Genomic DNA, 26,580 nt, shown 5'->3' on the forward strand with positions numbered 1-26,580 from the left:
GATTTTTATTAATCAAAAGAATAACATGTATTTTAATAAATGATAAATACTAAAAATATATATTAAAAATCCATATATATACGTTTTAGATATACTCGTACATTATTTGTTATATAAAATCCATAAAAAACATGTAGTATAGCAATCCACGAAAACACTTATAATTCAAGTATTTAACTAATTATTTATCTTAATCAGTCAGAAGTATCTAACAAAAATAATGAAAAAACAAGGAAAAATGTTACAATACAGAATAAGTATACAAATTGCATAAAATAATTAATTTTAAGTATAGGGGTGAGAGTAATGGATTTAAGACAATTAAATTATTTCATTACGATTGTTGAAGAAAAACAAATTACGAAAGCTGCCAAAAGGCTTCATATGGCACAACCTCCACTCAGCAATCAATTAAAAGTAATGGAGACGGAATTAAATTGTAAACTATTAGATCGAAATGGCCGAGCATTAGAGCTAACTGAACCAGGAAAGATTTTATATGAAAAAGGCAAAGCATTATTAGCTAATTTTGAAGATACGATTTCGGAAATAAAAGAAATTGGTGAAGGCCTAAAGGGGGTATTATCAATCGGTGCAGATCAAACTTGTTTATCCTACCTACCTGAAAAAATAAAGTTGATGCATGAAAGATACCCTAATTTATGCTTTAAAATTATTGAAGGAGATTCATTTTTCTTAAAGAAAAGTCTTATAAATAAAGAAATCGATTTAGCTATACTGCAACAACCAATCGAAAATGATAATTTCTTTTCAATTGGGTTAGATTTAGAGGAGTTTGTACTTGCCACACCTGTACAATGGAAGTTACCGAATCCAATTCAAATAGAGGACTTAAAGGATTTACCGTTTCTTTCTTTCTATCGTCATCGTAGTTGTAGTACGTTTCGCATTATTATTGATGAATTTAAACGTCACGGTTTTGAGCCTAATATTATTTGTGAATGTATTGATATTGCAATGGTTATCTCCTTAATTAATGAAGGTTTAGGGGTAACAATTTTACCGAAAACGAGTCTCGATAAATGTTCAAATCAGGGTATTCAAATCATTAGTTTTAAGAATTGCAATATCCAATCAAATGCGACTATTGTTTGGTCAAAAGATCGATATTTAGCAAAGCACGCAATGAATTTCTTAGAACTTTTTACAGAAGAAACTCACTTACTAACTATGGGAACAATATGCCAGAGTCAATAAACTACATGAAGAATTTTAATCTGGCGCTTAGGTGATGAACTGACGGTTTACGAAAAATAACAATCTCCCGGTTGAAGTTTTTGACCGGGAGAATTACATTTATTTAACATACTTCAAATACTTTTTCACAAAATCTACAATGTAAAGCACTTCTTCTTCTGAAATATTGAATAGACTGCTAACTTTTCGTAGTTTGGCTGGTGATTTTAATTGTTCACGCACTTGATCTATTCTCATGTATTTACATTTTCGAGGATTTACACAATCTCTAATCTGCTTGTAACGAAGGTAAGCATACCGAGCAAAAGCATTTAACATCTCCCTCTCCTGCTCATCTCGTTGTAATTTTTTTGCCGCTTCATCGATCGTTTCCGAATCAAATGTCCATGTACCATCTGTTATTTGCATAGTACCACCTCTTTCATTGCGTAAAGTTGATGACAAATATGGCTACACCTTAATTAGATGGCATTAAGATTGCACCCATCTCTTCTATTCATAGCTAGTAAATGCATAAGAAAAAGCCACACCTAGTTAAATGTGACTCTTTATGTATTTTTGTTTAGTTTTACAAGCTAAATTCATTAACTCTTAGATTCCGCTTCAATAATTGTTTTTTCTACCCTTTTCTTATCTTTACTATAAATGAATTATGCCACTGTATAATTGCGTCCTGAGACTAAAAACAGAGTTAAAAATTAATATACATAAATCTTCCAATTAACTAAACTGGGAATATAATGACTTTATTAATTAGTAATAAGGGAGGTACCATATGAACAACCAAACTTATGTGAACTGGAGCGGACATCATCTTAAACTGACATGGTTACAAAATCATAGAATTGACGATTTCAGCAAAGTAACAAGTGTTCATGGAGTTTGTTTCTATCAAGGGAATGTTTTGTTAGTTCATGTAGACGGGAGAGGATTAAACTTTCCTGGAGGTCATATAGAAAAGGAGAAACACCTGAAGAAGCATTTCATAGAGAGGCATTGGAAGAAGGTTATGTAATGGGGAATATCAACTACATTGGAGCAATTGAAGTCAGTCACGAAGTAAACCCTTTATTCAATTCTGATAGTAAGTACCCTTTAATCGGATATCAAATGTTTTATAGCATGGAAATTCAAGAGTGTCTCCCATTTCTTCGAGAGCATGAAACAATTTCGCGCATTTGGGTTGAGCCGCAAGAAGTACCTTATGTAATTAATGACCATGAGTTTGCACACATAGTATTACAAGCAGCTTTAAGTAACAAGCCTTCTAATAAAATATATAAGGAAAGCATGTAGAAAAAGTGATTGATACAAAATTTTGAAACCTTACCTATAGATTTATTTTTTTAATCTAATTCACAGGCATTTCACTATATAAATATAGCTACCAAATCATATTAATAGTAGTGTAAAGCTAACCTAGCTTTGCACCTCCTAGTTTGTGGTTTAGGGTCACTTTGGTTCGAGTGACCCTTATTTATTTGTCTTTCATTGTTATCCGAATTTCCTTAATTTTTTTCATACCTATACTGATAAAGATATAAGCATTATCCGATGAGTTATCTCAGATTTTGTATGATTACTTCCAGGCTTTTATATCCATACCTTCCCTCTAAACTCTTTTTTAGATTAATGTCACTCTTATATTATTTTAGTAGTTCTATCATTTATTTTTGATTGTAGCTTCTACTATTGCGAAATAAATTAACTGCAGGAATAATTTGGGAAACCTTTTTCTTGTTATATTCGTATATTTAATTATAACTAACATATGTGAGGAGACTTAAAATGATTGGTGGATATATTATTTGTATTGTTCTTGCTTTTATTTTTATTTTCATGGGTTATCTAGTCCATATAAAAAAGAAACTTTGGCTTATTGCGGGTTACCAAGAAGAAAATTTTATTGGCGATAAAGATAAACTAGCTAAGCTATTTGGTGTTTTCTCTTACATAGTAGGTATCGCTACTTTTCTATTACCTTTTGGACTAGAATATTGGGGTAACATTTGCGGTATTATATATGCTGTTTGTATATGTCTAGGTACAGTAGTAACTTTGGTCTGGAAACAAATAATTAATAAACCACTTTAATAGTAAAATACCCCTTGAAATTAAACGGTACATTGTCTACTTCAAGGGGATTATTTATTGTGTCACTATTGAAACGTTTTTGTTAGTCATTCCACCACTAAACGATACTTTTTCTCTTATCTTTCTGAACAACGAAAAACATGTATAGGCTAATTAATAAAATGATGATTATTGTTACTACTAAAGAATATGTATCCTGAAACTTAAATAAGAATAAGTTCAAAGAATTTATTAATCCAACTGACACCAATAATAACCAAAAGTTATTTTTTCTTTTTGATTGATCACCGTTATTAAGATAACTAGCCGAAAGCCAGATGAAGAACGGTACGTAACATACGATTGAAAAAGTTAAAATAGCCACCCCAATAAATGGCATAGCACAAACACCTCCTAAAAACCTTCCTTATTTTATACGATTGAAATTTGGATTAGTTTCAATTTTATTATTCTATAAAAATGTTGCTTTCACATTTTATTTCCTAAGAAGCCCAGTGGGAGACTTCTGTGCCTGTCGCTTCGCTTTCGTTACAAAAAAACACTTGTAGCTGACGCTTCGCTTTCGCTACCAAAACATTGCTAGAAGAAGTTAAATTTAGTAACTCTTTTATCATTAATTTTTGGGATTTTTATTTCAAACTGAGTAAAACCAAGATGAATAACCTCCCTTCCTTTGAACACCTGTGCATATTATAGATTGTAGAAGGGAGGGATATTTTATGGGATATTACGGTGGAAATTATGGTAACTGTTGTTACGGAGGCTATGGCGGTGGCCACATGGGTGGCTATGGCGGCGGTGGCTACATGAGTGGCTGCGGTGGCGGTTACTACGGTGGTGGCCATGGCGGAGGCCATGGTTCAGCATTCGCATTAATTGTAGTTCTATTCATTCTTTTAATTATTGTTGGCGCAACATTCATGGTTTAAATTTTCCAATAATTTAGTTTCCATTCAGTTCTATAACGAAAAAAGTTAATGCTATTTATCATTGTCACAATTAATCATTTCCATAACCTCTGTTGCTGAAAATCAGTAATAGTGGGATAACTAACCAGCCTAACATACTACAGTTTAAAACTAGAAAGGTCACTTCTGTCCAAGTGGCCTTTTATTTTTAATTGTTCAACTTTTCATTTTCTTAAATAATAAAATAAAACCGCAACAATAATATTTGGTAAAGCAATGTATAAGGAATTTAAAGTAATTTTATTGCGTTCGTCCCGATGTTCTGTTGTTTCGGTAGCAAAATTTGCCCTCATCCTATCCCCACTAACCATGGACCCTGAAAAAATCATTGAAATTACAATGAAGATACAGCCAACCGTGCCTGAAACTAAATAAATCTTTTCCATTCCCCACATAATCATCGATATCAAAACACCGCAAAGTGATAAGAGAACACCAATTAATAAATACCTCATTTCCATCGCCCCCTTTTTTTATTTTACGTTTAATTACATATTTTGTTTCAACTATAAGGTAAATTTTCCACTTGGACTTTGATGTAATTATGTATAATATTGTTTCCACTCTTATTGAGGTGATAAGCCTACGAATAGCCAAATTTATGTTAGTTGGAATTGTTGTTACACTGGCCTGGCTACCCCTGAAAATGATTAGCCATTTAAAAAGGATGATTATTGTTTCGATAGAAGAAATATGTGTTAGTTAAGGTGAAAATAGATTGTCTCTCTTTTCTTCGTGAACATAAAATGACTTCGCGATTTTGGGTAGAGCTTGAATCTTCAATGTGGTCGCTGTCGAAACTTGCGCAAATGAAAAACGCCATACAATCATCATCGATGAAAGTATAGCGCTTATTGATTCAGGTTATTGTTATTTAGTAAAGATTTCTTCAATTTGGTCAAGCATAATTTCGGCTGCTAGGATTCCACCTGCTGTGTTCCAAATTACATCGTCAACTTTATGGACATTCCCTTTTTGTACTGCACTTAGGTTTTTCCATAGTGGATCTTCTGTCCATTCTTTTTCAGTAGCTAATGCTGAATCATCACCTGTTGGCATGTAAGTAAAGTAGAAAAGTACATCTCCGTCCATTTTAGGAATTACTTCTTTTCCTACCTCAACAGCTAATTTTCCTAATTTCGCATTATCTTTAAATAGTTCTGCTTGCTCTGGTACACGTTTGAATCCTAATGAATCAAAAATAACGCCAGAGAATGAATCTGTATAGTAGATTCGAGATTTATCGGCCATAAAGCGTACGAATGAAACCTCTTGGTTTGTTTTATCGCCAAGCTTTTCTTTAACAGCTTGAACTTTGTCATTGTATGCTTTTAAAACTTCTTTTCCTTTAGCTTCTTGATTTACTGCCTTTGAATAAAGTTTAAAGTTATCTTGCCAATCACCGCGTAATGTCTCTGCGAAAACTGTCGGAGCAATCTTGCTTAATTTTGCATAGTCTTTCTCTTGTCTTATTTTATTTCCAATGATTAAATCTGGTTTTAAAGAAGCAATTTTTTCAATGTTAATTTCACTCTCAACCCCAACAACTTCTACGCCTTCCATCTTATCCTTTAAATGGTCATACCAAGGATCACCTGAAAATGCTTTTACTGCCCCTACCGGCTTAATACCTAAAGCTAGAAGTGCTTCTGTTCCTTCGTTTGTTAAAACGACAACACGTTTTGGCGTGTCTTTAATTTCAGTTGTTCCCATTGCATGTTCGACACTGTAAGCATTACCCTCAGCTGAACTTTCTTCTTTTGTGTTTTCCTTGTTATTGCCACATGCAGCTAAAACAAATACAGCGACAACAGCAAGCAAAACTAGTAGTTTTTGAAATGCCTTTTGCATCTTTTCTTCCCCCAACGTATATGATAGAATGTTTAAGTGATTTTGATGATAATGAGAATCACTTTCATCTACTTGATAACGAAATTAATAATATTGTAAGAATCTATCATTGTCAATAATTTATTTAACAAATATCAAGCACATTCTATTGAAAGAAGAGTACAAGTTTATATGATTTTAAAAAATAATTTTTCAAAAACAATTGCATTAATAGTAGGAACACTACTCCTACTCCTTTGTATGGGGATAAGTATTGTATACGGCTATGCAAATACGTCCATTCAAACGACTATTGAATCTTTTACACAGTTTAATCATTCTAACGAACATATTATTATTCAAAATGTTCGTATTCCAAGAGCTCTAATCGCTACTTGTGTGGGTGCTTCCTTAGCTATTACAGGCGTGCTCATGCAGACATTAACGAAAAATCCTTTAGCATCTCCAGGAATTTTAGGAATTAATGCTGGAGCTGGGTTTGCCGTCGTATTTGCTATGATTTTCTTTCATGTATCAAGTTTGCAATCTTTTGCATGGATTGCATTTTTAGGTGCTACTATAGCCGCTCTGTCTGTTTATGCTATTAGTTCGGCTGGACGAGACGCGGTAACGCCAGTCAAAATAACTTTAGCAGGTGCCGCTATCAGTGCATTATTTGCTTCTTTTACTCAAGGATTACTAGCAACAAACGAAGCAGCACTCGAGCAAGTATTGTTTTGGTTAGCTGGTTCCGTACAAGGGAGAAAGCTTGAAATCCTTTTATCTGTACTTCCTTATCTAGTTATTGGATGGATTGCTGCTCTGTTCATTTCTTCCAAAATGAATGTTCTTGCTCTTGGAGACGATGTAGCGAGAGGTCTAGGATTACGACTAGGATTCATGAAGTTGATGGTAGGTCTTATTGTTATTTTATTAGCAGGTGGTTCGGTTGCAATAGCTGGTCCTATAGGGTTTGTAGGAATTGTGGTACCCCATTTTGCGCGAAAGTTTGTTGGAACAGATCATCGTTGGCTTATTCCAATGGCTGCACTATTAGGTGGCATTCTATTATTGTTAGCCGACGTCGCAGCACGCTATATCATTATGCCTCAAGAAGTACCAGTAGGAGTAATGACAGCCATGATCGGTACACCATTCTTTATTTACCTTGCGCGAAAAGGTGGAAAAAAATAATGAAACATTTAAAAACAATACGTTTACTACAAAATAAAGTATCCTTTTTACTTGATATAAAAGCTTCCAAAAAACTTACCTTAATTAGCATTATTGCTTTGGCTGTTTTTTTCTTTAGTGCCTCATTTGGTGATTCATTTATAAATCCAATAAAGGTTTTACAAGTCCTCATTGGCAAGGGATCTGACTTTGATCAATTAATTATTGTTGATTTCCGAATGCCTAGAATTTTTCTTGCTGCTTTTGCTGGAATGGCATTAGCAGTAGCAGGTGCAATATTACAAGGAATTATCAAAAACCCATTAGCCTCCCCCGATATTATCGGTATTTCTGCTGGTGGCGGAGCTGCAGTTGTTGGTTTTTTAGCAATGTTTAGTGATTCCAATCATTCCTTAACAGTTAGTATTGAATGGTTACCCCTCGCAGGTTTTATCGGAGCAACCATTGTTGGACTTATTGTTTATGTATTTGCTTGGAAAGATGGTGTGACACCTACCCGTCTTGTATTAATCGGTATCGGAGTCTCTGCATTTATGCAAGCCATTACGACGATGTTGATGATTATCGGACCCATCTATCAAGCCAGTGAAGCCAATAAGTGGATTACAGGGAGCGTCAAAAGTGCAGATTGGAATCAAGTTCAAATTGTAGTCCCATTGATATTAATCCTTCTACTAATAACATTTTTTATTACTCGACAATTAAATGTTCAAGAATTGGGTGATGATACAGCTGCTAGTTTAGGACAATCTGTACAAAAAACTCGTTTATTCTTATTACTATTGAGTTCAAGTCTCGTTGCTAGTGCTATTTCTTTTGCAGGAGCTATCGGTTTTGTCGGCTTAATGGCACCTCATATTGCGAGACGCATTGTAGGGCCTTCATTCGGTGTTCTAATACCGACATCTGCTGCAATTGGCGCTTTACTAGTAATGGTAGCAGATATTATCGGACGAACTGCATTTAATCCTTTAGAAGTGCCAGCTGGTGTGTTTACAGCTGCCATTGGTGCTCCTTATTTCATCTATTTATTATTTAGAAACCCTAGAAAATAAAGGAGTCAAATTTCATGACTGAAACTTTAGAAACTAAATCACTTACCTTAAATTATGGTGATTCAAATATCATTGAAAATCTAGATTTATCTATTCCGATGAATGAAATTACTGTGCTGATTGGCGCCAATGGTTGTGGAAAATCTACACTTTTACGCTCCATTGCTCGATTATTAAAGCCAAAGCATGGATCGGTATTATTGGATGGACAAGATATTTTTAAATTATCTACTAAACAAGTAGCAAAAAAACTTTCTATTCTTCCTCAGTCACCAGTAGCACCCGAGGGATTAACAGTATTACAACTTGTTAAACAAGGCCGTTACCCACATCAAAATTGGCGCAAACAATGGACAGAAAAAGATGAAGAAATAGTGTTAAACTCCTTAAAAGCAACAGGTGTTGATCATTTACAGGATAAACTAGTGGATGAGCTTTCAGGCGGTCAACGTCAACGTGCCTGGATTGCCATGACACTTGCACAGGATACAGATATTATCTTATTAGATGAACCAACTACTTACTTAGATCTAACACATCAAATAGAAATTTTAGATTTGTTATTTGAATTAAATCAACAGCAAAAACGGACAATAATTATGGTTTTACACGATATTAACTTAGCATGTCGATATGCTGACCACATCATAACTGTTCGAGACCGAGGTGTCTTTCAACAAGGAAGACCTGAAGAAATCATGACGAAGACATTGGTAAAGCATGTCTTTGATCTAGATTGTAAAATGACGAATGATCCTATTTTTGGCACACCATTATGTATTCCTTTTGGTAAAGGACGTAAAATCTCTTAATCTTAATATTATAATGTAAAACACGTAACTCCCTTCTTTTGTAACATAAGTACAAAATGTTGAGGGATTACGTGTATTTTTATGAATGGAGATGAAAGCCTCCGCTCCTGCTGACAAAGGCTAGCCAAGATCCTGTAGTGTTTATGTCAACATACAGTTCAGTGGCTGGAAGTTGTAGAAGTTTCAATTTGTCCCCCCAACATTCGATGTTAAATAACTTTAGTTATCCCTAATGGAACTAACTTGCCATCTATGTTATTTATTAGTATTCTATAACTTTAATATTCCATTGAAAATGAAAGGATGTAATTATGAATCTACAAATAACCCAATATTTTAGAGATAGTGTAGCGGCGAAGTTATCAATAGATTTTAAAAAAAGTACATATAACACTGTTTCATTTCAAAATTTTAAACAAGGTGAGATTCCGGAAATAACGTTTCAAAATTTATTTAGTAAAGATAAGAAACATTCGGAGGATTTTAAAGAAGTAATAATAGTTGCAAAGACAATTAAAACAACCTATAAAAGTCAGGAAAAAATTCAAAAAAACACTGAGGAATTAGCTGGAATTTTTTTCATTCCCGCTTTAATAAACACACACGGAAAGCTATTACCCCCAGAAATCAAGACACCATGGATACCAAGGGAATATTTATTTCCTTTAATAGATGAAACTGTAGCAGTTGGTCATTTAGAAACTTTCGACAATTATATGAGTAATTATTCGCATGAATTTAAAAAATGTACCGATTGGGAAACCTATTTTAATTTGTGTAAATGTATGTATGAACAAATCACTGGTCATACTCTATTGGATTTAGTTGTAAATGATATTGAATTGGAAGAAACCATTTACATATTCAAAGACGAAACTATTATTGCCACTCGAAATATTTTAGCGCTTTATGATGATTTGATAAAAGGTAATTATAAACACTCCAAGTTATATTTAAACTTTATCAAGAAAGAGTTTAGCCATTTAAAACCTTTAATCAAAAATTCTGTTTATGAATCACGAAAACATATTGGTCAGATGGGAGGAGAGTACGGACTTTCCCCTTCTCAAAGAGAATGCCTTATTCATTTCAATAATATGGAGGAAGGTGAAATCTTAGCAGTGAATGGTCCACCTGGTACCGGTAAGACAACACTCTTACAAACACTTGTGGCAAATTTATATGTAGAAAAGGCTTTAAAAAAAGAAAAAGCCCCATTCATTGTAGCTTCTTCGACAAATAATCAAGCTGTTACGAATATTATTGAGTCCTTTGGGAAAATAGAAAAAAAATGGTCCCATACTAATTTAGAAAATAGATGGGTAGATAGTGTTAATAGTTTAGCTGTTTATTTTCCTTCGTCTAGTAAGGTGACCGAAGCAACAACAAAAGGATTTCACCATACAAATCCTTTAGGAGATCATTTTTTTGAAACTGTAGAAAGCGCTGAAAATGTTCAGAAGTCTAAAGAAAAATTTATGCAAGAATCTGCTACATATTTTAACACAGCCATTCATTCTTTAAATGAGTGTGAAAAACAAATTTCAAACAGACTACAACAAATTAATAATGCTAATAGTATTCTTTTGAATTTATTTAATGAATATTTTGACATTTGTCAAATTGAAAAAAATATCAATACGTTTATTTCAGATATTGATAATGAAATTGAAGTAGGCAAAGTTCAATTAGAAAATTTGAAATTAAGAGTAAATGAATGGCAAGAGGAATGTAAGAAAATTCCATTCTATTATCATTGGTTAAAATTTTTGCCGAGGTTTAAACAAAAGATTCAGGATAGAATAAATACCTTCATAAACATTGAAGAAGATTTTCTAAACGATCAAATGGATTTAGAGAATATTATTTCAATCTATAGTTCGATTATTAAAGATGTAAGGAAAAGCATTCAAGATAAAGAACAAGTAAGTAAAAAAGTGAAAGAAATAAAGTTACATATACAGGAAGTTATTGATAATTTAATCTGTTTAAATGTTATTGAAAGTAAGGACATTGATATTTCATGTGTCACAAATATTAATCAATTAAATAGTCTTTTGGATACTTCTTTAAGATATTTATCATTTTGGCTAGCAGTACATTATTATGAATGCAGATGGTTAAAAGCAAGTAGACTTAGCCCCAAACAAAAAGGTAAGACTTTCGAAAATGTACTGAATTTAGTTTATGAAAACTTAAGTATGCTCACACCTTGTTTTGTTATGACTTTTTATCAATTACCAAAGCTACTTCGTGCTTATGAGGAGAAACAACATAAATATCTCTATAATAAAATAGATTTATTAATTGTTGATGAAGCTGGACAAGTCACTCCTGAGATTGCTGCATGTTCATTTTCATTAGCGAAACAAGCTGTTGTAGTAGGTGATATATATCAAATTGAACCTGTATGGAATATTCATAGATACCTCGATTTATCTTTAGCAAAAGCTGCTGGTGTTATTAGACAAAAAAATGAATTTGAAATTTTAACAACAAGCGGAATAAATACATCAGATTCTAGTGTGATGAAGGTTGCTTGCAAAAGTTGTAACTATGAGAAATTTGGAGAACGAGGATTGTTTTTAAGCGAGCATAGACGCTGTTATGATGAAATTATTGATTATTGCAACAAGCTAGTTTATAAGGGCCATTTAGAGCCAAAAAGAGGATTAGGAATACAGGATAAAGACTGTAAATTAAATGAACTGTCTATCCCTCATTTTGGACATTACCAAATCAATAGTATTCAATCCAATAAACGTGCAGGCAGTAGATTTAATGAAATAGAAGCAAAAGAAATAGCGAATTGGGTAGTTGACAATTTTGAACAATTAAAAGCGGTGTATTCAAAAACAGATCCTAAAAATATTTTAGGCATAATAACACCTTTTAAAATGCAAGTTTCAGCAATTAAAAAGGAATTACCTAACGAATTAAAATCACTAGTATCTGTAGGTACTGTTCATACATTCCAGGGTGGAGAAAGAAACATAATTATTATGTCCACTGTGTATGGGAAGAGTGATGGATGTTATTTTATTGATGCTAGTAAAAGTTTATTGAATGTAGCAGTTTCAAGGGCGAAAGATAGTTTTTTAGTCTTTGGAGAAATAGGTTGTCTCTCAAATAGTGAAACCGTCCCCAGCGGAATGTTGAAAAAAATAGTGACAAAATTTAAATAGTTAAATTTGTATTAACCACCTATTAGACTTATCATTAATTTTTTGATCGGAGTAAAGTAAAATAAATCCACCCTTACTTACAATAGCTACAGTGAACTGTATCATAAGGGTGGTTTTCCTTTTAATTCGTAATTATTATATATGTCCTAAATACTCTGCAGATAATTCTTGCTCATTGATCCCCTCATCAAAAGAGACCTTATATGCTTTACCATTAGGTTTTGAACTAACGATTTTATGAATTTCTTGATCGATAAAATGGACAGCTACTCCATCATCAGCAGCTATTCCAGATGAGAGTTTATTAGTTTTAACCAAATTATGATAAGCTGGTCTTCTATTGATTTCCCCATCATAATGAGGGCAATTACTTCCTGGAAGAAACCCTAAACATGCTATCGGCTCTAAATCTCCTCCAAATGAATCTGTTATTCCTTCCTCAAACCAACAAATTGAGCCAGCACTAATGCCTGTTAAAAGGATTCCCTCATGCCAAGCTGTCTTAAAAATGGTATCTAACGACCATTCTTTCCATAATGCTAAAAGGTTTTTAGTATTTCCTCCCCCAACATAAATAATATCCTTTTCCATAATAAAACTTTCTAAATCTCGAGTTGGAGGTGAAAATAGTGATAAGTGAGACGGAATGCATTGTTGTGAGTTAAAGAAAGAATAAAATCCTGCAATATAATTTTCTGAGTCTCCACTTGCAGTAGGAACAAAGCAAATCTTAGGATTAACTTTGTTAGACTGCAGTAAAATATATATATCTAATAATGGATTATGAGGCTCCATAGAAAAGCCCCCTCCTCCTAATGTAATAATTTGTTTCATTTTCCCCACTTCCATTCTACTGTTTTGTGAATATACTGAATTTAATTATATACAAACCTAGATATTTATTCCATTTTTATAACGAGATATGAATTATGCCTCGGCATAATCTTTCGCTACATAAGAAAATTACTGAAAGATTAAAAAGTAAAGCCCAGTTCATAATGGGAACTGAGCTCTACTGTTCATTTTCCATCCTTCTTATTTAATTTTTGAATCTCCAATAGCTCAGAAATCGTTACAAATCGATATCCCTGGTCTTCAAGCTCTGGTAAGACTTTTTTCAATGCCCTTACCGTTTGCTCACGATTTCCACCGCCGTCATGAAATAACACGACACTTCCAGGCTTAGCACCCTTTAAAACCGTATTGATAATTTTCTTTTCTCCTGGACTTTTCCAATCAAATGTATCTAAATGCCATGACCACATGACAACCTTATACCCTTCTTTTGCTATTGCATCAATCATGGAATCCGTGTATTGGCCTTCAACTGGTCTAAATAACACAGGGGCATATCCAGTAATACCAAAAATTGTTGCATGTGTTTGTTTTATTTCTTTCACTAAATTGGAAACATTAGTTCTAAAAGGATGCGTATATGTGTGAATGGCTAGTTCGTGCCCTTCTTCATGTATACGTAAAGCAAGCTCGGGGTATTTTTCTGCATTTTCACCCACAATAAAGAACGTGGCCTTTGCATTATACTTGTCTAATATATCTAAAATGTCAGGAGTGTACTTTTTATGAGGACCATCATCAAAGGTTAAGGCGATAACTTTTTCATCCGTATTAATATCCCACAAAATTTGCCCTGCTTCTTCGTAATACTTCCTTCCCTTGTCTGCAAAGGATTTTTCATTTACAAAAAATAAAAATAGCCCGAAAATACATAAAGAGATCAGCAGATAATATTTCCTCAAGTTTTCACCTCCTGCAATAATTATTTCTAATCATTATTATTTGAGGTTTAAACTAAAAAATGCTTATTTTTTTGTTCTTTTAATTGTATATAAAACCAATAACAATCCAAAATGAATGATAAAAACACTGCACATCCCAATTCCAAAAATGTTATATTATTGGGAAGGAGTGTGATTATTTTGATAATAAAGGTAAAAGAAGAGGATTTTGTTTCTAATTGCGCCAACCTAAGTCAAAGATGTTTTGAACCACTCATTAATATCTATAAGAGAAGAATGTCCGAAGAAACTAATATCGATGTGAAAGAACGTTTTTATGAGGAACTTACGGAAGGTCAAAGAGCATTATTTATGTTTTATGTTTATTATAGTCACATTAGTGAATCTCTTATCGAATTTTATTGGTGGAGTGCTTATTTCATGGCACAGCCTAAAAAATGGGCAGCTCTCAAAACATGTTTTAAGTATTTTCATGATGAACCTTTTCTTTTACTCCTTGAGAAAATTGAACAAGAATTAAAACATTATAATCACCCTACAACATTAGAAAATTTTTCAATCACTCGAGATGAATTAATTCAAAACAAAGAGCTCCATGCATCATTTGAATCGTTATATGTAATATTCGAAAACATTTATCCAGCTACTATGGAAAAAATTAATAATTTTATCGAAAAGAACTTACAAGAATTTATTCTAATTGAAAATTAATGAAGGAGTATTTTATATGGCAACTATAGAAGAATTTATAAACCTTGATATTAGAATTGGCACTGTTATCCAAGCTGAGGAACTTCCGAAAGCCAGAGTTCCGGCTATTAAAATGAAAATTGATTTTGGAGAAGAAATTGGAATCAAGCAATCCTCTGCTCAAATCACTAAACGCTATACAACAGAAGAAATTATTAATAAGCAAGTAGTAGCGATCGTTAATTTCCCTCCCCGTCGTGTAGCAGGCTTTAAATCTGAAGTTTTAGTGATTGGCGGAGTTCCGGTAGAAGGAGATGTGATTTTATTATCACCTGATCAGCCTGTACCAAACGGAACTAAAATTAGTTAAGTCTAGGATTTTGTGATAGCGATATTAAAAAGAAGAAATCTATTTTGCAGGCACAAAACTAACTTAGATTTCTTCTACATCATATAAATAGTAGTGTAAAGCTAATTAAGCCGCTAATTTAGCCTTACACCTCCTAACTTGATACTAAGGGTCACGAATGTGGCCCTTTTATTTTTTCGTTTCATTTACTACATATGTTACAATTTTTGTTACTTAATAAGTATAAAAAGAACAAATCCCCTAAATCGAGAGGATCAATGAAAATGAAATTTTATTTAGACTGGTGCTACATCGTTAAAATCTTCAAATAAAAAATAGAAAGGAGCGTGAAAACGAAGAGAAAAAGGAGAGAACATTATGAAAAACAGACAAGCAACAACTAATAATTATGAAACTATTATCAATCTTTGGGATAGATCCGTTACCAAAACACATGATTTTTTATGTTCAAAAGATAAGGAAGACATTAAACAGGAAATACCTATGTATTTTCCACATCTTGATGTGAGGCTTTGGTTTGTGGAAAATGAGTTGATAGGTTTTTCAGGTATTAATAATCAGCACTTAGAAATGCTTTTTTTAGAACCCACAGAAATAGGAAGAGGTTTTGGAAAACAAATAATACAACAACTCATTAGAGATTTTAATATAAGGTCTGTTGATGTAAACAAAGACAATGAAAACGCAAAGATGTTTTATTTGAAAAATGGTTTTACGATTGTCAGTGAAGAACCAACAGATAGTTCAGGTCGCCCATATCCAATATTACATCTAGAATTGAAGTAAATAACAAAGAAAAAGCTATAACCTCTGTTAAGTTAGAAAGGATTCGTTTTTTGGGGAAGGGAAAATTACACAAGCTAGATTTGCAAGTACATTAACAAGTCTTGGCACTACTGTAGTTGAAACAATTATTAACAAATCTGCTAGGTTGATAAGATTCTCTTTTTCACCTTTATATACATTGTTCATACCGCATGAAATTAGACTGAAATCAAGCTTATGTCAACAGGTTTGACTTCAGTCTTTTTTGTAATTTGCATGTAACTTATCTTGGCTCCCCCTATTTTATACTACTGAAATTATCCAAATTATATTATGTACTCTAATCCCATTTTCCAATAAAATGGTATATACGTAACATGAAAAGAGGAATGTATATGGAAAATAAAAAAAGCTGTAAATCCTTACTCATTACGATTGGTTGGATAAATGCTTTGTTTGCATTTGTCTTTTTCCAATTGTTTTGTGGTATTATTGCCGTTTGTATGGGCATCGTTTTAAGAAGTGATTATCCTGCGAAAAAGCATGGACTTGCCTTAATTATTGTAGGAATCATAACTGGGATTACTGGGTGGATCCTCAATTATTTATACTTGTAGGCTAAGAATTATAAAGTGTAAAAAAAGCACTAACATGTAGTCCGTCAGTGCCTTCTCATATCGAGATAGTGCTTATTTCTTCACTTTTGAAAGTGTCATACCATCACCAATTGGAATAATAATTGACTCTAATTGAGGATGGTTTGCTACTGCTACATTGAATTTCTTCATTAATTCCGTATACCGTTTTGATTTGGCATTTGGATCTGCCACACTCCCTGCTGCAAGGACATTGTCAGTAACTATGATAGCATCGGGATTTGCTAACTTCACACAATAATTTAAATAATTTTCATAATTATCCTTATCAGCATCGATAAAGAAAAAATCGAATCGTTCATTACTTTGTACCAGTTTTTCAAGGCTTTGCAATGCAGGTCCTGTTATATATGTCACTTGTTCACCAAAACCCGCTTTCGCTAAATTACTGTATGCTAACTGCGCGTATTTCTCCTCTAATTCTAGAGAAGTTAATTTTCCGTCACTGCCGAACCCTCTAGCTAGACAAATTCCACTATATCCCCCGAGAGCCCCTACTTCAAGAATGTTTTTAGCCCCTGTCATCGAGACAAGCATAGATAAAAGTTTTCCAGAGGAAGCAGAAACAGAAATGGCGGGCATTCCGTTTTCTTCAATAGATGTAATGACCTCCTCTAAAATAGCGTCTTGCTTATAAAACACGGAATCAATGTAATTATTAATTATTTGCATTCAGATTATTCCCTTCCTCATCATGATTTAAAGATTTTTCATCATCTTCTTGACTGTCGGATGAAGCCATCATTTCACTTTCATGTATTTCAAATAATTGTATGAATTCATTGATGACCATATCAATAGCTTTTAATTCACCCACTAATATTGGCTGAATAGATTGAAACTCTGGTTGCTCTAGTTGTTGCTTAATCGTTGCACGCTTTAAATTCATCATCTCTAAAAAAGCAATGGCTCTTCCACGTCGGAAGGTTTTAGCTCCACGTTGATGAGAGCCGTCTCTTCCTCTGTGACGTCCCCCACGATGATGTCCATGTCCCTCTTCTCTAAACTCCTTAAATTTTTCACTTCTCATTTTTTAAACCCCTCCCAATGGTATACATTTGTATACACTTCATTTCAATTTGATTGTATACAAGTGTATACGTTTTGTCAATCTTGCTGTTAAGCATTCAAGAAATTAGCAATATTTACCACCACTAATATTTCCGTTAAACTATAAATAACAGCTTGATTAATTTTGCGAGTGAAACCGTTTAGAAGCAGTCTTATGTGAGGGGTGGAATATTGAAGAAAAAATCCTGTTTATTATTTGTGGTATTAATTAGTTTATTTTTAGTTGGTTGTGAAACAGTCACAGTAGATACTATTGAATCTAAAAAACCTAATGCAGCAGAAGCTTTAAGATTGGACAAACAAGCAGATATTTTTCAATGGGAAGGTAACATTTTAGAGACCAATATAGAATGGATCGATGAACTTGAACTCAATGAAAATAAATATATTGGTGAGATAAAATTTAATTCTAGTAAAGCTAAGGATTTTAAAAATGGTACAGCTAACCTTCTACCAATTGGTACAAAGATTTATTCTGTAAAAGAACGTGATGACATTTTCATCGTGAAATATGACAATGTGGTTAAACGATATTTAATTCTATCTGAAGGCTGATTTTCAAGAAAGGAGACGAAAAAAGCGTTAACCTTTTTAGATTAACGCCCTCTTTTTTGATGAACAAAGCTTCCCAACCTTAAAACATTGGTTTTTCAGTCTCTTTTTGTCCTCTTCTTATACTTATTTACGCTTTTGTTTAAAAATCTAATACGCAATACTTACACGAGATTTCACAAATTCTTTGTTTTGAATTTGTTGGTAGACAAACTCTGCTGTATCGGCTACAGATATTTCTACCCCACCCTCCGGTAAAAAGTCTCGTTCGATACGATAAATGCCCGTATATTCACCATCAGGTAAGTATGTTGGACAGACGATTGTCCAATCAGTGTCAGATTTCTTCAAGAAATTATAGACTTTATGATGTTCCTCTGCCGCAAAGGTTGTTTTTCTTTTTGATTCGCTCGATTGATAACGTAAAATGCTTGGTGTCAGTCTACTTTGTAAAATACCAGCCGTTCCGACAGTTATAATTCTTTTCACATGCTCTTTGTCCATTGCGTCAAGAATTAGCGGCATACTTTCAGTTAAAGTATTTGCGCCATCTGTGTTTAATGCACTAATCACAATATCTACATTCGCCATGACATTTTCGATATCTTGTTTTTCTAAGACATTTCCTTGTACGATATGTAAATTTTTATCAGTTATTTGTAGCTTGTTTGAGTTACGGACTAAAGCTGTAACGCTATGTTCATCTTTTAACGCTAGGGACACAATGTGGCTACCAACGCGCCCAGTGGCACCTAAAACTAATACTCTCAGAATGATCACCCCTTTTCTTGATTATAGCATATTAATTTTCAGTAACTATTTAGAGGCTCATACCATCCTTAATGAATATCAGTAAGTCTGACATAAACGATAAACAACTGAAGATCATTAGTTTCCGCAATACTGTTGACGATACTTTGGATTTCGCTTTCTGTACTCTTCTCAAGTTTATCTAAATTATGTAATTGTATCGTTATTAGTTGATTGCTTGGAGATTCAATTAAGTAACCTATTGTACTATCTGGAAAATAGCCTGCTGCTCGTAACGCTACTATAATTTTTTTTGTAAAATTCGTGTTTTGTAATTTTCCACCAATTTCTTCACTATAATTTGTATCGGGATGTTTTTGAATGGGTTTTTCTATAATTGAAGGTTGATTATATTTAATCAAGGCTGCAGTTATTACTATGAAGGAAAATAACATAAAAAGGCCTTTTATTAACCCTCTCATACATTCTCTCCATTCCATCTTTTTAATAGAATACGTTTTTCTTATTAAATAATGAATCCCACTTTCCCGGTATGAAACTTATATTTTATAACATAGCTTACCAGGCTAACCTTTAAATAGCCTGGCAAATTTGTGTTAGGTAAGGACAACATTCACCCTAATCGTTTATTCGTTTACGATGACTTTCACAACAGGTTCTAATTTTCCTACATATGCATCCCCAACATAATCAACATCTATTACTATAGCTCGTGGCACGAAACGTTGAAGGCTTTCCAAAAGACGTGCGGTATTACGTCTTTTGACAAGCTGGAAAGGTGGAAGAGTATCAAGTCTTAAACCTAAATCTCTGTAAAAAGGGCAAGATATTACGAAAGTAGATAAAATAAAAGCAACATTTTGTAATATTTCATCAACGCCTGTAGCATTAAAATCAATATTGCTTGTGGCGGTCACTTGATGTGTCATCCTATCAACCTTTCTTCTACGATACATGGAAAGATGTCAGCAATCTTTCTTAATATGAGCTTTTCATCGAAAAAAGAGCACTTTGTTATTTATGCTAAATGCTCAAAAGTTATGTCCGAAGCACACATTCACTATTGTATGTATACGATGCAATTTCCCTCTAAACAATTGCACAGCTTTTAGGTTCCACATTCATCCCGCTTCTTTAATTGGATTTCACATGCTAATCACTTTTTATCTTATTAGTGCGTAATAAATTACATACAACCAACTTAAACAACCATGTATGATCGCCCATATTATTGAATGATTTACACTCCAAGAAATAGTAATGGCCAATACAGAGCCAAAACTAATACCGCTCTTAATAACTGTTTTATTTTCCATTTTCTTCACCTTCTTTACTTTTCTAAATTCAGAAGTTTGCCTCCTCATCATTATTCCTCCTAATCATGTCATTAAAGTACGTATGACTGTAACATCTATCTTAGGTATGCAGTATTTGCTTCTTTTATTCCTTATAGATATTTCACTGCTAATAAAAATCGCAATGCACACGCCACTCATGTAGCTCTGGATTAAAAAAGAAATAGAAATTTCCATTATCAACGATATTGAAATACGCCTTCTCGTCTGAGGCAATTTGTAGTACAAATGGAAAATCCTCACCATAATCATGACCACTTTGGCAAAAAGCGGGATAGCCACCTATTTTATGAATTGCGTAAATTTCCTCTACGATATCATCGAAGTATTCAAAATCCTCCTCGTGCTCTATCCTCAAAATTTCATCCTCAACATCAGATGGAATCCCTCCTCCATCCCATGTCGGATAATCATTATCAATAAGTTTTGGAATAAGCGGGAAAGCACGAATACGATCATGCTGCCAATTTTGCTGGATTAATCCTTCTATAGATGTATATGCTCTTATTTCAAAAAAACGGCTAAGATCATCTTCTATAAGGTGATCAAATATTTCTTCATTGATAAATAACGTTAGCAGCTCAATATGCTTTAGTGATGCGGGTAGAAAAGGAAGGTCCCTTAAAAATAATGTAGCTAGTGGCTGGAACCCTTGTGGCCACTGTTCTGCCGGTAAGGACCAGCCTACATAGCCAATCCAACTTTCATGCATATCATGTGTAGGTCTAACTCCACCTGTTTTAAAGATGGTTGCCTGTCTCACTAGCTGTGCCTTAATTTCATTAATTTTCATTAACTAACCCTCACTGCGACAAATACATTCTACGATATGATCATTAACCATCCCTGTTGCCTGCATAAATGAATAGCAAATCGTACTACCGACAAATTTAAAACCGTCTTTTTTTAATTGCTTGCTCATTCGATCACTAATTTCTGTTGTAGCAGGTACATCTGCTATGGACGACCACTCATTGATGATTGGCTGATGATCTACAAAGCCCCAAATATATTCAGAGAAGGAGCCATGTTTCTCCTGTATACGAAGAAAGGCTTGAGCATTCGTCACCACACTAGCAATTTTAAGCTTATTACGTACGATGCGAGAATCCTGACGAAGCTCCTGAAGCTTGTCTTCCGTATAGAGAATGATTTTCGAAGCATCGAATTGGTCGAAAGCTACCCGGTAGCCCTCTCTTTTTTGTAAAATTGTCCACCAGCTAAGTCCAGCTTGTGCTCCTTCCAGACAGATCATCTCAAATAAATGCTGATCATCATAGACAGGAATACCCCATTCCTTATCATGATACTCAACATATAAAGGTTCATCTAATTTGACCCAGTCACATCTTTTCATTTATATATCCTCCATTTTTATGTATCATTTAATCCCTGTTATACAAAGCCATCCTTTTTGTGTGTTTTCCTGTATAGTAACGGTTTGAAACCCAACACTTTCAAACAACTGCTTGATTTCAGGTTTTGTATTATAGGCTTTCATATGATAATTAATTTTATAAAGCTCCGAAATTATAATAAATTTCCCATCGTCCTTCAACACTCTATATACTTCCTTCACATCATTTGCTAAGTCTGGCCAAAAATAATGTGTTTGGAACGCTGTAATCGTATCGAAAAACTTATCTGAATACGGAATGCTCGAAACACTTGCTTGCGTCACGATCACTTTTCCATTTGCTACATCCATTTGATTTGTTTTTATGGAGTCTTTGATAGCTTGCTCAGAAAAGTCTATACCATAGATTTTACCACTTCGATTAATTTTCGATAAGGATTGAAGTGTTTTTCCACCCCCACATCCAATATCTAACACAATATCTCCATCATTTATTACTTCTTGTCTAATTAGCCAAGTATTCATACCACTATGTGCTTTATTCATAATTCGTAACATCAATGAACCTACGAATCCTCTTGGTTTCTTCGCTTGCTCAATTAATCGTTGTAAAAGCGTCATTTCAAATTTCCCCCTTGTCATTATCACTTTCAAAAATTTGCTCCGAACTAAGGATTAAGATGTCTGTTGTGGCTAACTTTGTTAAGGCTGCTTCCTTACTTAGATCAGTAGCGCCTGCGACTGCATCTTCTACAACAGTTACAGCAAAATCTCTAGCTAGAGCCCCTTCCACTGTTGCAGTGACACAGCCTTCTATAAAAATACCTGTTACTATTAAATCGTTGATGCCATTATTATTTAAACACGTTATTAAACTGGGATTACTAAATGCATCCGCTTCATTTTTTGAAAAACACAGACCCTTAACTCTTAAAAGTCGTTCATCCAACTCAGAACCTTTACTGCCTTTTAACGCAGTGAATTTTCGTAAAAGGTTGGAAAATAATTGCATTCGCTCAAATTCATTCTTAATATAGAGGATAGGGACATTCGACTTTTCAGGTCATTAATACAATTTAAAGTTGACTCAATTTGATGCTTTGCCACAGGCATTCGGGCTTGAGTACTAAGGTAATCATTTTGAATATCAAGTATCAGTAACGCTTGCTTCAAAATATTAACCTCCCTATATTTTTATATCTCATATTTTTACGTTCTAAAAAACAAAAAGTTTCAATTTTTACCATTTTAATCAATTATACCTCGGCATAATTGCGTCCGGAATCGGCTTTGGGCTGGCACAAAGCACTCCTTTCCGATTCCGTGACATCCGCCGGAGGCTTTGGGCCAACAGATGTTTTTTGCGCGAAAGCGAAGCGTCAGCGGCATGATGTTTTTTGCGCGAAAGCGAAGCGTCAGCGGCATGATGTTGGTCACTCAGTCATCGCCACAGGACGTGGCGTTCTTAGACTGAGTTCCTCTATTTCAGTGGATGTGTTTGGACACCCGCTGAAAAATGACTTTAAACCGCATTCATCTCATCACCTATAGAGGTGGCTGACTTCTGTAACTGACATTTGTAGTTGACCCTTTACTTTCGCTATAAAAGACATTTGCTGAAGCTGAAAAAAGTTAAAAAGGAGAATCGATATGATTAAACAAGCCGTCATGGAAGATGCCCAAACAGCAGCATTATTAGCACTACAACTTTGGCCAAATCATACGTTTGAAGAATTTAGCGAGGAGATGGCCCAACTAATTAATGCTGAAAACGCTACGATTTTCCTTGCCTATGAGGATGAGGAAGCAGTCGGTTTTGCTCAATGTCAACTTCGAACAGATTATGTTGAAGGTACCCACTCAAGCCCAGTCGGTTATTTAGAAGGACTCTTCGTAAAAGAACAATATCGACAGAAAGGCTTTGCAAAGCTTCTTATCGAGAGGTGTGAGCATTGGGCTAAACATAAGGGTTGTTTAGAATTCGCTAGTGATTGTGAACTGCAAAACCTCGAAAGTTTAGCAGTCCATCTTAAATTAGGTTTCGTAGAGGCTAACCGTATTATTTGTTTTACGAAGGAATTATAAAAATGAGGTTAGCCCCCTACGGAATAACCTTATTCGCTATAACTCCTATAGCTGTGAGTAGTTAATTGCAAAAAGGAAAAAATCACAAGTGCTTTTTATACACTTGTGATTTTTATTTTTTCGATATATAAAGGATCTATTATAGGAACACAAACCTTAAAAGTCCTTTTATTTTGGATACTAAAAATTATGTAATATTTATTAATTTAAATATGTATTGTTTGAAATACTTCTTTCGCGCTCATCAATTACTAGATGGATAATAAATGCAAGTTGTTGCTCAATTCGTACGTTGTTAAGATGCAAGATGTCCGCAATTGCATTTTTTTGTTTCTCTTCTATTCCCACCTTCTCAAGCATTAACATAATTTCTTCCTTCGAAAGCCCAAACATACTTCTTTTCACCTCCAATTAAACCATTTATTATTTCATAATTATTATTCATTTTTCTCATACAACGAATAATACAACCAGTCCATTTCCTATTTTGACTAATTATAGGATATCACAAAGGACTTAATTAATCCAAAATCTACTTTAATTTAATAAAATTATATCCCCTATAAAAAATCAATATTATTATTTAATAATAATTTTTTATAAAAAACCTGGTATAATTTTTGTCATTTATTAATTCTATTATAAAAATAACAAGTCCATTTGTCGAATTTTAGCACAACTTAAAAGTCAAAAGACGAAAGCGCTTGCATTTATATTTGCTTAAGCAATTGAATGGATAAGAACAACAAACAAAATACACATTTTTTTAATATATATTAATCTTAATTATTTATTCCTCACCGTTATTTCAGTGCTTTTAGCTCACAAAAAAAGTAATTTCAAAATAAATAATTGAAACTACTTATCCTAATGCTTTATTCGGTTCCTACACTGTTTTGTTGATATTATTCTTCGGGGGATTTATGTTAAATTTTTGTAAATTTTCAACTGGTATTTGTAATTTTTCATCTAATTTCTCGATATTAGTTACTTGATTTAATATAACGTTCTTTGTCTTGTCACTAGTATTGACTGGCAAATTAACTATTCTTGACGTTGCATCAGTTTTCCATATTGTCTTGTTAGTATAGCCTTCGATGAATAATTGACTCTTCCCCTGTACAATAGCCGGTATTTTTACAGCAGTTAAATCTGTGTACACCATCTCAAGTAAAGATTGATTGGACATCGCTAAAAATGGACGATCTGCTTTATCAATTGTACAATGCTCAATACGCCCCATTGATTTATCAGACCAAACTATTGCATATGGGCCTTCATAACAGCAGTTAAATTCACTATTCGCAACTTCAAAAATTGCATCGATACAAGTAATCGCATTCCCGCTAATATGTTCAAAAGTACAATTATCAGTAAATAGTCGAGCATTATTTATATAAATGTGATGACTTTTGAGCTCTCGAATTGTTGTGTTCTGAAGCGTAATCTTGGCGTGATCATTGCCATAAATACCACCTGCCCGCCCAAATTGAATCATGCACTGGTTGAGTTTTAGCGCGCTTGAGTCGATAATAAAGTGAAATTGCGGGTGTTCCTGGAGATCGCACTCTGTCATTGAAACATCGGCTTCGTTGACAATCGTAATTCCTGTTGCTTCCCCTTTATTTATCCTACATGTACGAAACTCCGCTTTACTATTTTCAATTAACAACTGTGATTTCCCATGTCGATGTATCTTACAATCATACAATACCGCCTGAGATTTCTCACCAAGATAAAGCCCATTTCCTACTCCATCAGAAAAGATGGAATCTGTCACCAACAATTCACTTTGATGAACAACCAAGTGAGTATCTTGATGCTGCTTAATTTCACAGCCATCCATTGTTAGTTTCGAGCTATCGAAAACTTGCATCCCTACATCTTGCCCTTGGTGAATAAGTGTATTGGTCATTGAAATTGAGCTGGAGCCTGCTACAATTTGTGCCTTTTTATGTCCATGAATTTCACAATCTACAAGCTCCATTTTTACATTACGTATTGCAAAAATACCATTTTTACACCCTTCCAACAGCATGCAATTCGTCAATGCGATTTCACTATTTTGCACATTAATTTGAGCTTTAACATGATGCTGGATCGTTGTATCCACTAGAATAACGCTTGAGCCATTATCAATATTTAAGCCAAAATGATTGATTGGGCTCGCTAAAATATCAACGTTTTTCATCATTAAACTACCGAAGCTTACGGTCACTTGTGCCTGCACCATTTGCTGCTCAATGATACAGTTTTCTAACTGTAAATCTCCCTTTACATAAATGCCTTGCCCTTGAGTAAAACGGAGATTTCGCATATTTACAAGTGTCCGATAACGTATAAAAACGCCACCTTTTACGATCACATTCCCCACTCCATAAAGTGTCAGCCTTTTGGAAATTTCGAAGCTTTCTTCATATATCCCATCCTGGATTTCAATAAAATCCCCTGGCTCTGCCTCTTGAATCGCCTGCCCAATGCTTTGGTATCGGTGCATAATACTTCTCTTTACAACAAGTGTCGCCATCTCTACACTCCTATTGTCGGTTTTATTTTATTTATATCCCCATTGAACTTCCTATTATTCAATTTTGTACAAATAATTTACAACTGTTTTTTATTTAGAGTTACGACAATACGATTTATGTATCCCTACGAATTCACCTTTCCTTCTAAATCACATAATAAAAATAAAACCAGCAACTAGGCGATTTTCTCGTCAATTGCTGGTTTAACTGATTATTAATTTTCAGTGTAGCATTTACTGTTGATATGATTCCGAATTAAATGCAATT

The 26,580-nt window shown here is 33.9% G+C and carries 31 protein-coding genes and 1 pseudogene; 15 read left to right on the forward strand and 17 right to left on the reverse strand.

The window, feature by feature from the left end; genetic code table 11:
• The first annotated feature begins 306 nt into the window (after positions 1-306).
• Positions 307-1,218, forward strand: a complete 912-nt coding sequence (locus ACZ11_RS10065; protein ID WP_049665740.1) for a LysR family transcriptional regulator — start codon at positions 307-309, stop codon at positions 1,216-1,218.
• A 99-nt stretch (positions 1,219-1,317) separates the two neighbouring features.
• On the opposite strand, the gene ACZ11_RS10070 is transcribed toward ACZ11_RS10065, so the two are convergent.
• Complete coding sequence (locus tag ACZ11_RS10070) at positions 1,318-1,662, reverse strand: hypothetical protein (RefSeq protein ID WP_236690830.1); 345 nt, start codon at positions 1,660-1,662, stop codon at positions 1,318-1,320.
• A gap of 331 nt (positions 1,663-1,993) precedes the next feature.
• On the opposite strand from ACZ11_RS10070, the gene ACZ11_RS26980 reads away from it, so the two are divergent.
• From ACZ11_RS26980 to ACZ11_RS10090, 4 genes are all read left to right on the forward strand, one after another.
• Positions 1,994-2,233, forward strand: a complete 240-nt coding sequence (locus ACZ11_RS26980; RefSeq protein WP_236690831.1) for an NUDIX hydrolase — start codon at positions 1,994-1,996, stop codon at positions 2,231-2,233.
• Positions 2,233-2,514 (forward strand): hypothetical protein, encoded by a 282-nt coding sequence (locus ACZ11_RS26985; protein ID WP_236690832.1) that lies wholly within the window; start codon positions 2,233-2,235, stop codon positions 2,512-2,514. The genes ACZ11_RS26980 and ACZ11_RS26985 overlap by 1 nt, the downstream gene beginning before the upstream one ends.
• Before the next feature lie 492 nt (positions 2,515-3,006).
• Entirely contained in the window at positions 3,007-3,312 is a 306-nt protein-coding gene (locus tag ACZ11_RS10080) for a DUF3784 domain-containing protein (RefSeq protein ID WP_049665743.1), read from the forward strand.
• A gap of 719 nt (positions 3,313-4,031) precedes the next feature.
• Positions 4,032-4,241 carry a YjcZ family sporulation protein gene (locus tag ACZ11_RS10090; protein WP_049665746.1) on the forward strand — a complete coding sequence of 70 codons (210 nt, stop codon included), beginning with the start codon at positions 4,032-4,034 and terminating at the stop codon, positions 4,239-4,241.
• 203 nt (positions 4,242-4,444) lie between these two features.
• On the opposite strand, the gene ACZ11_RS10095 is transcribed toward ACZ11_RS10090, so the two are convergent.
• Positions 4,445-4,735 carry a DUF5316 domain-containing protein gene (locus ACZ11_RS10095; RefSeq protein WP_049665747.1) on the reverse strand — a complete coding sequence of 97 codons (291 nt, stop codon included), beginning with the start codon at positions 4,733-4,735 and terminating at the stop codon, positions 4,445-4,447.
• Positions 4,736-5,150: 415 nt separating this feature from the next.
• Positions 5,151-6,131, reverse strand: a complete 981-nt coding sequence (locus ACZ11_RS10100) for an ABC transporter substrate-binding protein (protein WP_049665749.1) — start codon at positions 6,129-6,131, stop codon at positions 5,151-5,153.
• A gap of 171 nt (positions 6,132-6,302) precedes the next feature.
• Here ACZ11_RS10100 and ACZ11_RS10105 point away from each other — a divergent pair, with 171 nt between their 5' ends.
• From ACZ11_RS10105 to ACZ11_RS10120, 4 genes are all read left to right on the forward strand, one after another.
• Complete coding sequence (locus ACZ11_RS10105) at positions 6,303-7,304, forward strand: FecCD family ABC transporter permease (protein WP_049665751.1); 1,002 nt, start codon at positions 6,303-6,305, stop codon at positions 7,302-7,304.
• Positions 7,304-8,359: a FecCD family ABC transporter permease gene (locus ACZ11_RS10110; RefSeq protein ID WP_049665752.1), complete on the forward strand. Its 1,056-nt coding sequence runs from the start codon at positions 7,304-7,306 to the stop codon at positions 8,357-8,359. The genes ACZ11_RS10105 and ACZ11_RS10110 overlap by 1 nt, the downstream gene beginning before the upstream one ends.
• A 14-nt stretch (positions 8,360-8,373) precedes the next feature.
• Entirely contained in the window at positions 8,374-9,171 is a 798-nt protein-coding gene (locus ACZ11_RS10115) for an ABC transporter ATP-binding protein (protein ID WP_049665754.1), read from the forward strand.
• Positions 9,172-9,482: 311 nt separating this feature from the next.
• The gene (locus ACZ11_RS10120; protein ID WP_049665756.1) at positions 9,483-12,356 is read left to right on the forward strand and encodes a DEAD/DEAH box helicase; all 2,874 of its coding nucleotides are present in this window, start codon (positions 9,483-9,485) and stop codon (positions 12,354-12,356) included.
• A 135-nt stretch (positions 12,357-12,491) separates the two neighbouring features.
• Here the strand turns inward: ACZ11_RS10120 and ACZ11_RS10125 are convergent, their stop codons facing one another.
• Complete coding sequence (locus ACZ11_RS10125) at positions 12,492-13,190, reverse strand: Type 1 glutamine amidotransferase-like domain-containing protein (protein ID WP_049665757.1); 699 nt, start codon at positions 13,188-13,190, stop codon at positions 12,492-12,494.
• A 185-nt stretch (positions 13,191-13,375) separates the two neighbouring features.
• The gene (locus ACZ11_RS10130) at positions 13,376-14,113 is read right to left on the reverse strand and encodes a polysaccharide deacetylase family protein (protein ID WP_053093221.1); all 738 of its coding nucleotides are present in this window, start codon (positions 14,111-14,113) and stop codon (positions 13,376-13,378) included.
• A 180-nt stretch (positions 14,114-14,293) separates the two neighbouring features.
• Here ACZ11_RS10130 and ACZ11_RS10135 point away from each other — a divergent pair, with 180 nt between their 5' ends.
• The 4 genes from ACZ11_RS10135 to ACZ11_RS10150 all read left to right on the forward strand — a co-directional run bounded on the left by ACZ11_RS10135 (position 14,294) and on the right by ACZ11_RS10150 (position 16,555).
• Positions 14,294-14,824 carry a hypothetical protein gene (locus tag ACZ11_RS10135; protein WP_049665759.1) on the forward strand — a complete coding sequence of 177 codons (531 nt, stop codon included), beginning with the start codon at positions 14,294-14,296 and terminating at the stop codon, positions 14,822-14,824.
• A gap of 16 nt (positions 14,825-14,840) precedes the next feature.
• Complete coding sequence (gene csaA, locus ACZ11_RS10140) at positions 14,841-15,173, forward strand: chaperone CsaA (RefSeq protein WP_049665761.1); 333 nt, start codon at positions 14,841-14,843, stop codon at positions 15,171-15,173.
• A gap of 357 nt (positions 15,174-15,530) precedes the next feature.
• Positions 15,531-15,959, forward strand: a complete 429-nt coding sequence (locus ACZ11_RS10145; protein ID WP_049665764.1) for a GNAT family N-acetyltransferase — start codon at positions 15,531-15,533, stop codon at positions 15,957-15,959.
• Between the two features lie 374 nt (positions 15,960-16,333).
• Entirely contained in the window at positions 16,334-16,555 is a 222-nt protein-coding gene (locus ACZ11_RS10150) for a hypothetical protein (RefSeq protein ID WP_049665765.1), read from the forward strand.
• Between the two features lie 72 nt (positions 16,556-16,627).
• Here the strand turns inward: ACZ11_RS10150 and ACZ11_RS10155 are convergent, their stop codons facing one another.
• Both ACZ11_RS10155 and ACZ11_RS10160 read right to left on the reverse strand, forming a co-directional pair.
• Positions 16,628-17,266 (reverse strand): O-methyltransferase, encoded by a 639-nt coding sequence (locus ACZ11_RS10155; protein ID WP_049665767.1) that lies wholly within the window; start codon positions 17,264-17,266, stop codon positions 16,628-16,630.
• A complete protein-coding gene (locus tag ACZ11_RS10160; protein WP_049665768.1) occupies positions 17,253-17,624 on the reverse strand; it encodes a hypothetical protein in 372 nt (123 codons plus the stop codon). Before ACZ11_RS10160 ends, ACZ11_RS10155 begins: the two co-directional genes overlap by 14 nt.
• A gap of 212 nt (positions 17,625-17,836) precedes the next feature.
• On the opposite strand from ACZ11_RS10160, the gene ACZ11_RS10165 reads away from it, so the two are divergent.
• Positions 17,837-18,220, forward strand: coding sequence for a hypothetical protein (locus ACZ11_RS10165; RefSeq protein ID WP_049665769.1), 384 nt, complete (start codon positions 17,837-17,839; stop codon positions 18,218-18,220).
• Positions 18,221-18,367: 147 nt separating this feature from the next.
• Here ACZ11_RS10165 and ACZ11_RS10170 read toward each other — a convergent pair whose 3' ends face one another.
• The 8 genes and pseudogenes from ACZ11_RS10170 to ACZ11_RS10205 all read right to left on the reverse strand — a co-directional run.
• Positions 18,368-18,988 (reverse strand): NAD(P)-dependent oxidoreductase, encoded by a 621-nt coding sequence (locus tag ACZ11_RS10170; protein ID WP_049667144.1) that lies wholly within the window; start codon positions 18,986-18,988, stop codon positions 18,368-18,370.
• A 68-nt stretch (positions 18,989-19,056) separates the two neighbouring features.
• Positions 19,057-19,449, reverse strand: coding sequence for a hypothetical protein (locus tag ACZ11_RS10175; protein WP_134008611.1), 393 nt, complete (start codon positions 19,447-19,449; stop codon positions 19,057-19,059).
• A 165-nt stretch (positions 19,450-19,614) separates the two neighbouring features.
• Complete coding sequence (locus ACZ11_RS10180) at positions 19,615-19,917, reverse strand: hypothetical protein (RefSeq protein ID WP_049665772.1); 303 nt, start codon at positions 19,915-19,917, stop codon at positions 19,615-19,617.
• 234 nt (positions 19,918-20,151) lie between these two features.
• Positions 20,152-20,352 carry a hypothetical protein gene (locus ACZ11_RS10185; RefSeq protein ID WP_049665774.1) on the reverse strand — a complete coding sequence of 67 codons (201 nt, stop codon included), beginning with the start codon at positions 20,350-20,352 and terminating at the stop codon, positions 20,152-20,154.
• 100 nt (positions 20,353-20,452) lie between these two features.
• On the reverse strand, positions 20,453-21,136 hold the full coding sequence (locus ACZ11_RS10190; RefSeq protein WP_049665777.1) for a DUF1963 domain-containing protein: 684 nt from the start codon (positions 21,134-21,136) through the stop codon (positions 20,453-20,455).
• A gap of 3 nt (positions 21,137-21,139) precedes the next feature.
• Positions 21,140-21,700, reverse strand: coding sequence for a DNA-3-methyladenine glycosylase I (locus ACZ11_RS10195; protein ID WP_049665780.1), 561 nt, complete (start codon positions 21,698-21,700; stop codon positions 21,140-21,142).
• Positions 21,701-21,724: 24 nt separating this feature from the next.
• On the reverse strand, positions 21,725-22,321 hold the full coding sequence (locus ACZ11_RS10200; protein WP_049665782.1) for a class I SAM-dependent methyltransferase: 597 nt from the start codon (positions 22,319-22,321) through the stop codon (positions 21,725-21,727).
• A gap of 1 nt (position 22,322) precedes the next feature.
• Positions 22,323-22,745: pseudogene (locus ACZ11_RS10205) on the reverse strand (cysteine hydrolase family protein); the annotation flags it as partial.
• Between the two features lie 605 nt (positions 22,746-23,350).
• Between ACZ11_RS10205 and aac(6') the strand changes: the two are divergent.
• Positions 23,351-23,785, forward strand: a complete 435-nt coding sequence (gene aac(6') / locus ACZ11_RS10210) for an aminoglycoside 6'-N-acetyltransferase (protein WP_049665786.1) — start codon at positions 23,351-23,353, stop codon at positions 23,783-23,785.
• Between the two features lie 201 nt (positions 23,786-23,986).
• Here the strand turns inward: aac(6') and ACZ11_RS10215 are convergent, their stop codons facing one another.
• Together ACZ11_RS10215 and ACZ11_RS10220 are read right to left on the reverse strand one after the other, a co-directional pair.
• A complete protein-coding gene (locus ACZ11_RS10215) occupies positions 23,987-24,178 on the reverse strand; it encodes a hypothetical protein (protein WP_049665787.1) in 192 nt (63 codons plus the stop codon).
• Between the two features lie 493 nt (positions 24,179-24,671).
• Positions 24,672-26,312 carry a right-handed parallel beta-helix repeat-containing protein gene (locus ACZ11_RS10220; protein WP_082172741.1) on the reverse strand — a complete coding sequence of 547 codons (1,641 nt, stop codon included), beginning with the start codon at positions 26,310-26,312 and terminating at the stop codon, positions 24,672-24,674.
• Positions 26,313-26,580: the final 268 nt, after the last annotated feature.

It is taken from the genome of Lysinibacillus xylanilyticus (assembly GCF_001183605.1).
Taxonomy (GTDB): domain Bacteria; phylum Bacillota; class Bacilli; order Bacillales_A; family Planococcaceae; genus Lysinibacillus; species Lysinibacillus xylanilyticus.

Bases quoted from the DNA above. Each gene is read 5' to 3' on its own strand.
- ACZ11_RS10065 (WP_049665740.1), top strand. From the start codon at position 307: ATGGATTTAAGACAATTAAATTATTTCATTACGATTGTTGAAGAAAAA.
- ACZ11_RS26980 (WP_236690831.1), top strand. From the start codon at position 1,994: ATGAACAACCAAACTTATGTGAACTGGAGCGGACATCATCTTAAACTG.
- ACZ11_RS26985 (WP_236690832.1), top strand. From the start codon at position 2,233: ATGGGGAATATCAACTACATTGGAGCAATTGAAGTCAGTCACGAAGTA.
- ACZ11_RS10080 (WP_049665743.1), top strand. From the start codon at position 3,007: ATGATTGGTGGATATATTATTTGTATTGTTCTTGCTTTTATTTTTATT.
- ACZ11_RS10090 (WP_049665746.1), top strand. From the start codon at position 4,032: ATGGGATATTACGGTGGAAATTATGGTAACTGTTGTTACGGAGGCTAT.
- ACZ11_RS10095 (WP_049665747.1), bottom strand. From the start codon at position 4,735: ATGAGGTATTTATTAATTGGTGTTCTCTTATCACTTTGCGGTGTTTTG.
- ACZ11_RS10100 (WP_049665749.1), bottom strand. From the start codon at position 6,131: ATGCAAAAGGCATTTCAAAAACTACTAGTTTTGCTTGCTGTTGTCGCT.
- ACZ11_RS10105 (WP_049665751.1), top strand. From the start codon at position 6,303: ATGATTTTAAAAAATAATTTTTCAAAAACAATTGCATTAATAGTAGGA.
- ACZ11_RS10110 (WP_049665752.1), top strand. From the start codon at position 7,304: ATGAAACATTTAAAAACAATACGTTTACTACAAAATAAAGTATCCTTT.
- ACZ11_RS10115 (WP_049665754.1), top strand. From the start codon at position 8,374: ATGACTGAAACTTTAGAAACTAAATCACTTACCTTAAATTATGGTGAT.
- ACZ11_RS10120 (WP_049665756.1), top strand. From the start codon at position 9,483: ATGAATCTACAAATAACCCAATATTTTAGAGATAGTGTAGCGGCGAAG.
- ACZ11_RS10125 (WP_049665757.1), bottom strand. From the start codon at position 13,190: ATGAAACAAATTATTACATTAGGAGGAGGGGGCTTTTCTATGGAGCCT.
- csaA (WP_049665761.1), top strand. From the start codon at position 14,841: ATGGCAACTATAGAAGAATTTATAAACCTTGATATTAGAATTGGCACT.
- ACZ11_RS10145 (WP_049665764.1), top strand. From the start codon at position 15,531: ATGAAAAACAGACAAGCAACAACTAATAATTATGAAACTATTATCAAT.
- ACZ11_RS10150 (WP_049665765.1), top strand. From the start codon at position 16,334: ATGGAAAATAAAAAAAGCTGTAAATCCTTACTCATTACGATTGGTTGG.
- ACZ11_RS10155 (WP_049665767.1), bottom strand. From the start codon at position 17,266: ATGCAAATAATTAATAATTACATTGATTCCGTGTTTTATAAGCAAGAC.
- ACZ11_RS10160 (WP_049665768.1), bottom strand. From the start codon at position 17,624: ATGAGAAGTGAAAAATTTAAGGAGTTTAGAGAAGAGGGACATGGACAT.
- ACZ11_RS10175 (WP_134008611.1), bottom strand. From the start codon at position 19,449: ATGAGAGGGTTAATAAAAGGCCTTTTTATGTTATTTTCCTTCATAGTA.
- ACZ11_RS10180 (WP_049665772.1), bottom strand. From the start codon at position 19,917: ATGACACATCAAGTGACCGCCACAAGCAATATTGATTTTAATGCTACA.
- ACZ11_RS10185 (WP_049665774.1), bottom strand. From the start codon at position 20,352: ATGAGGAGGCAAACTTCTGAATTTAGAAAAGTAAAGAAGGTGAAGAAA.
- ACZ11_RS10190 (WP_049665777.1), bottom strand. From the start codon at position 21,136: ATGAAAATTAATGAAATTAAGGCACAGCTAGTGAGACAGGCAACCATC.
- ACZ11_RS10195 (WP_049665780.1), bottom strand. From the start codon at position 21,700: ATGAAAAGATGTGACTGGGTCAAATTAGATGAACCTTTATATGTTGAG.
- ACZ11_RS10200 (WP_049665782.1), bottom strand. From the start codon at position 22,321: ATGACGCTTTTACAACGATTAATTGAGCAAGCGAAGAAACCAAGAGGA.
- ACZ11_RS10215 (WP_049665787.1), bottom strand. From the start codon at position 24,178: ATGTTTGGGCTTTCGAAGGAAGAAATTATGTTAATGCTTGAGAAGGTG.
- ACZ11_RS10220 (WP_082172741.1), bottom strand. From the start codon at position 26,312: ATGGCGACACTTGTTGTAAAGAGAAGTATTATGCACCGATACCAAAGC.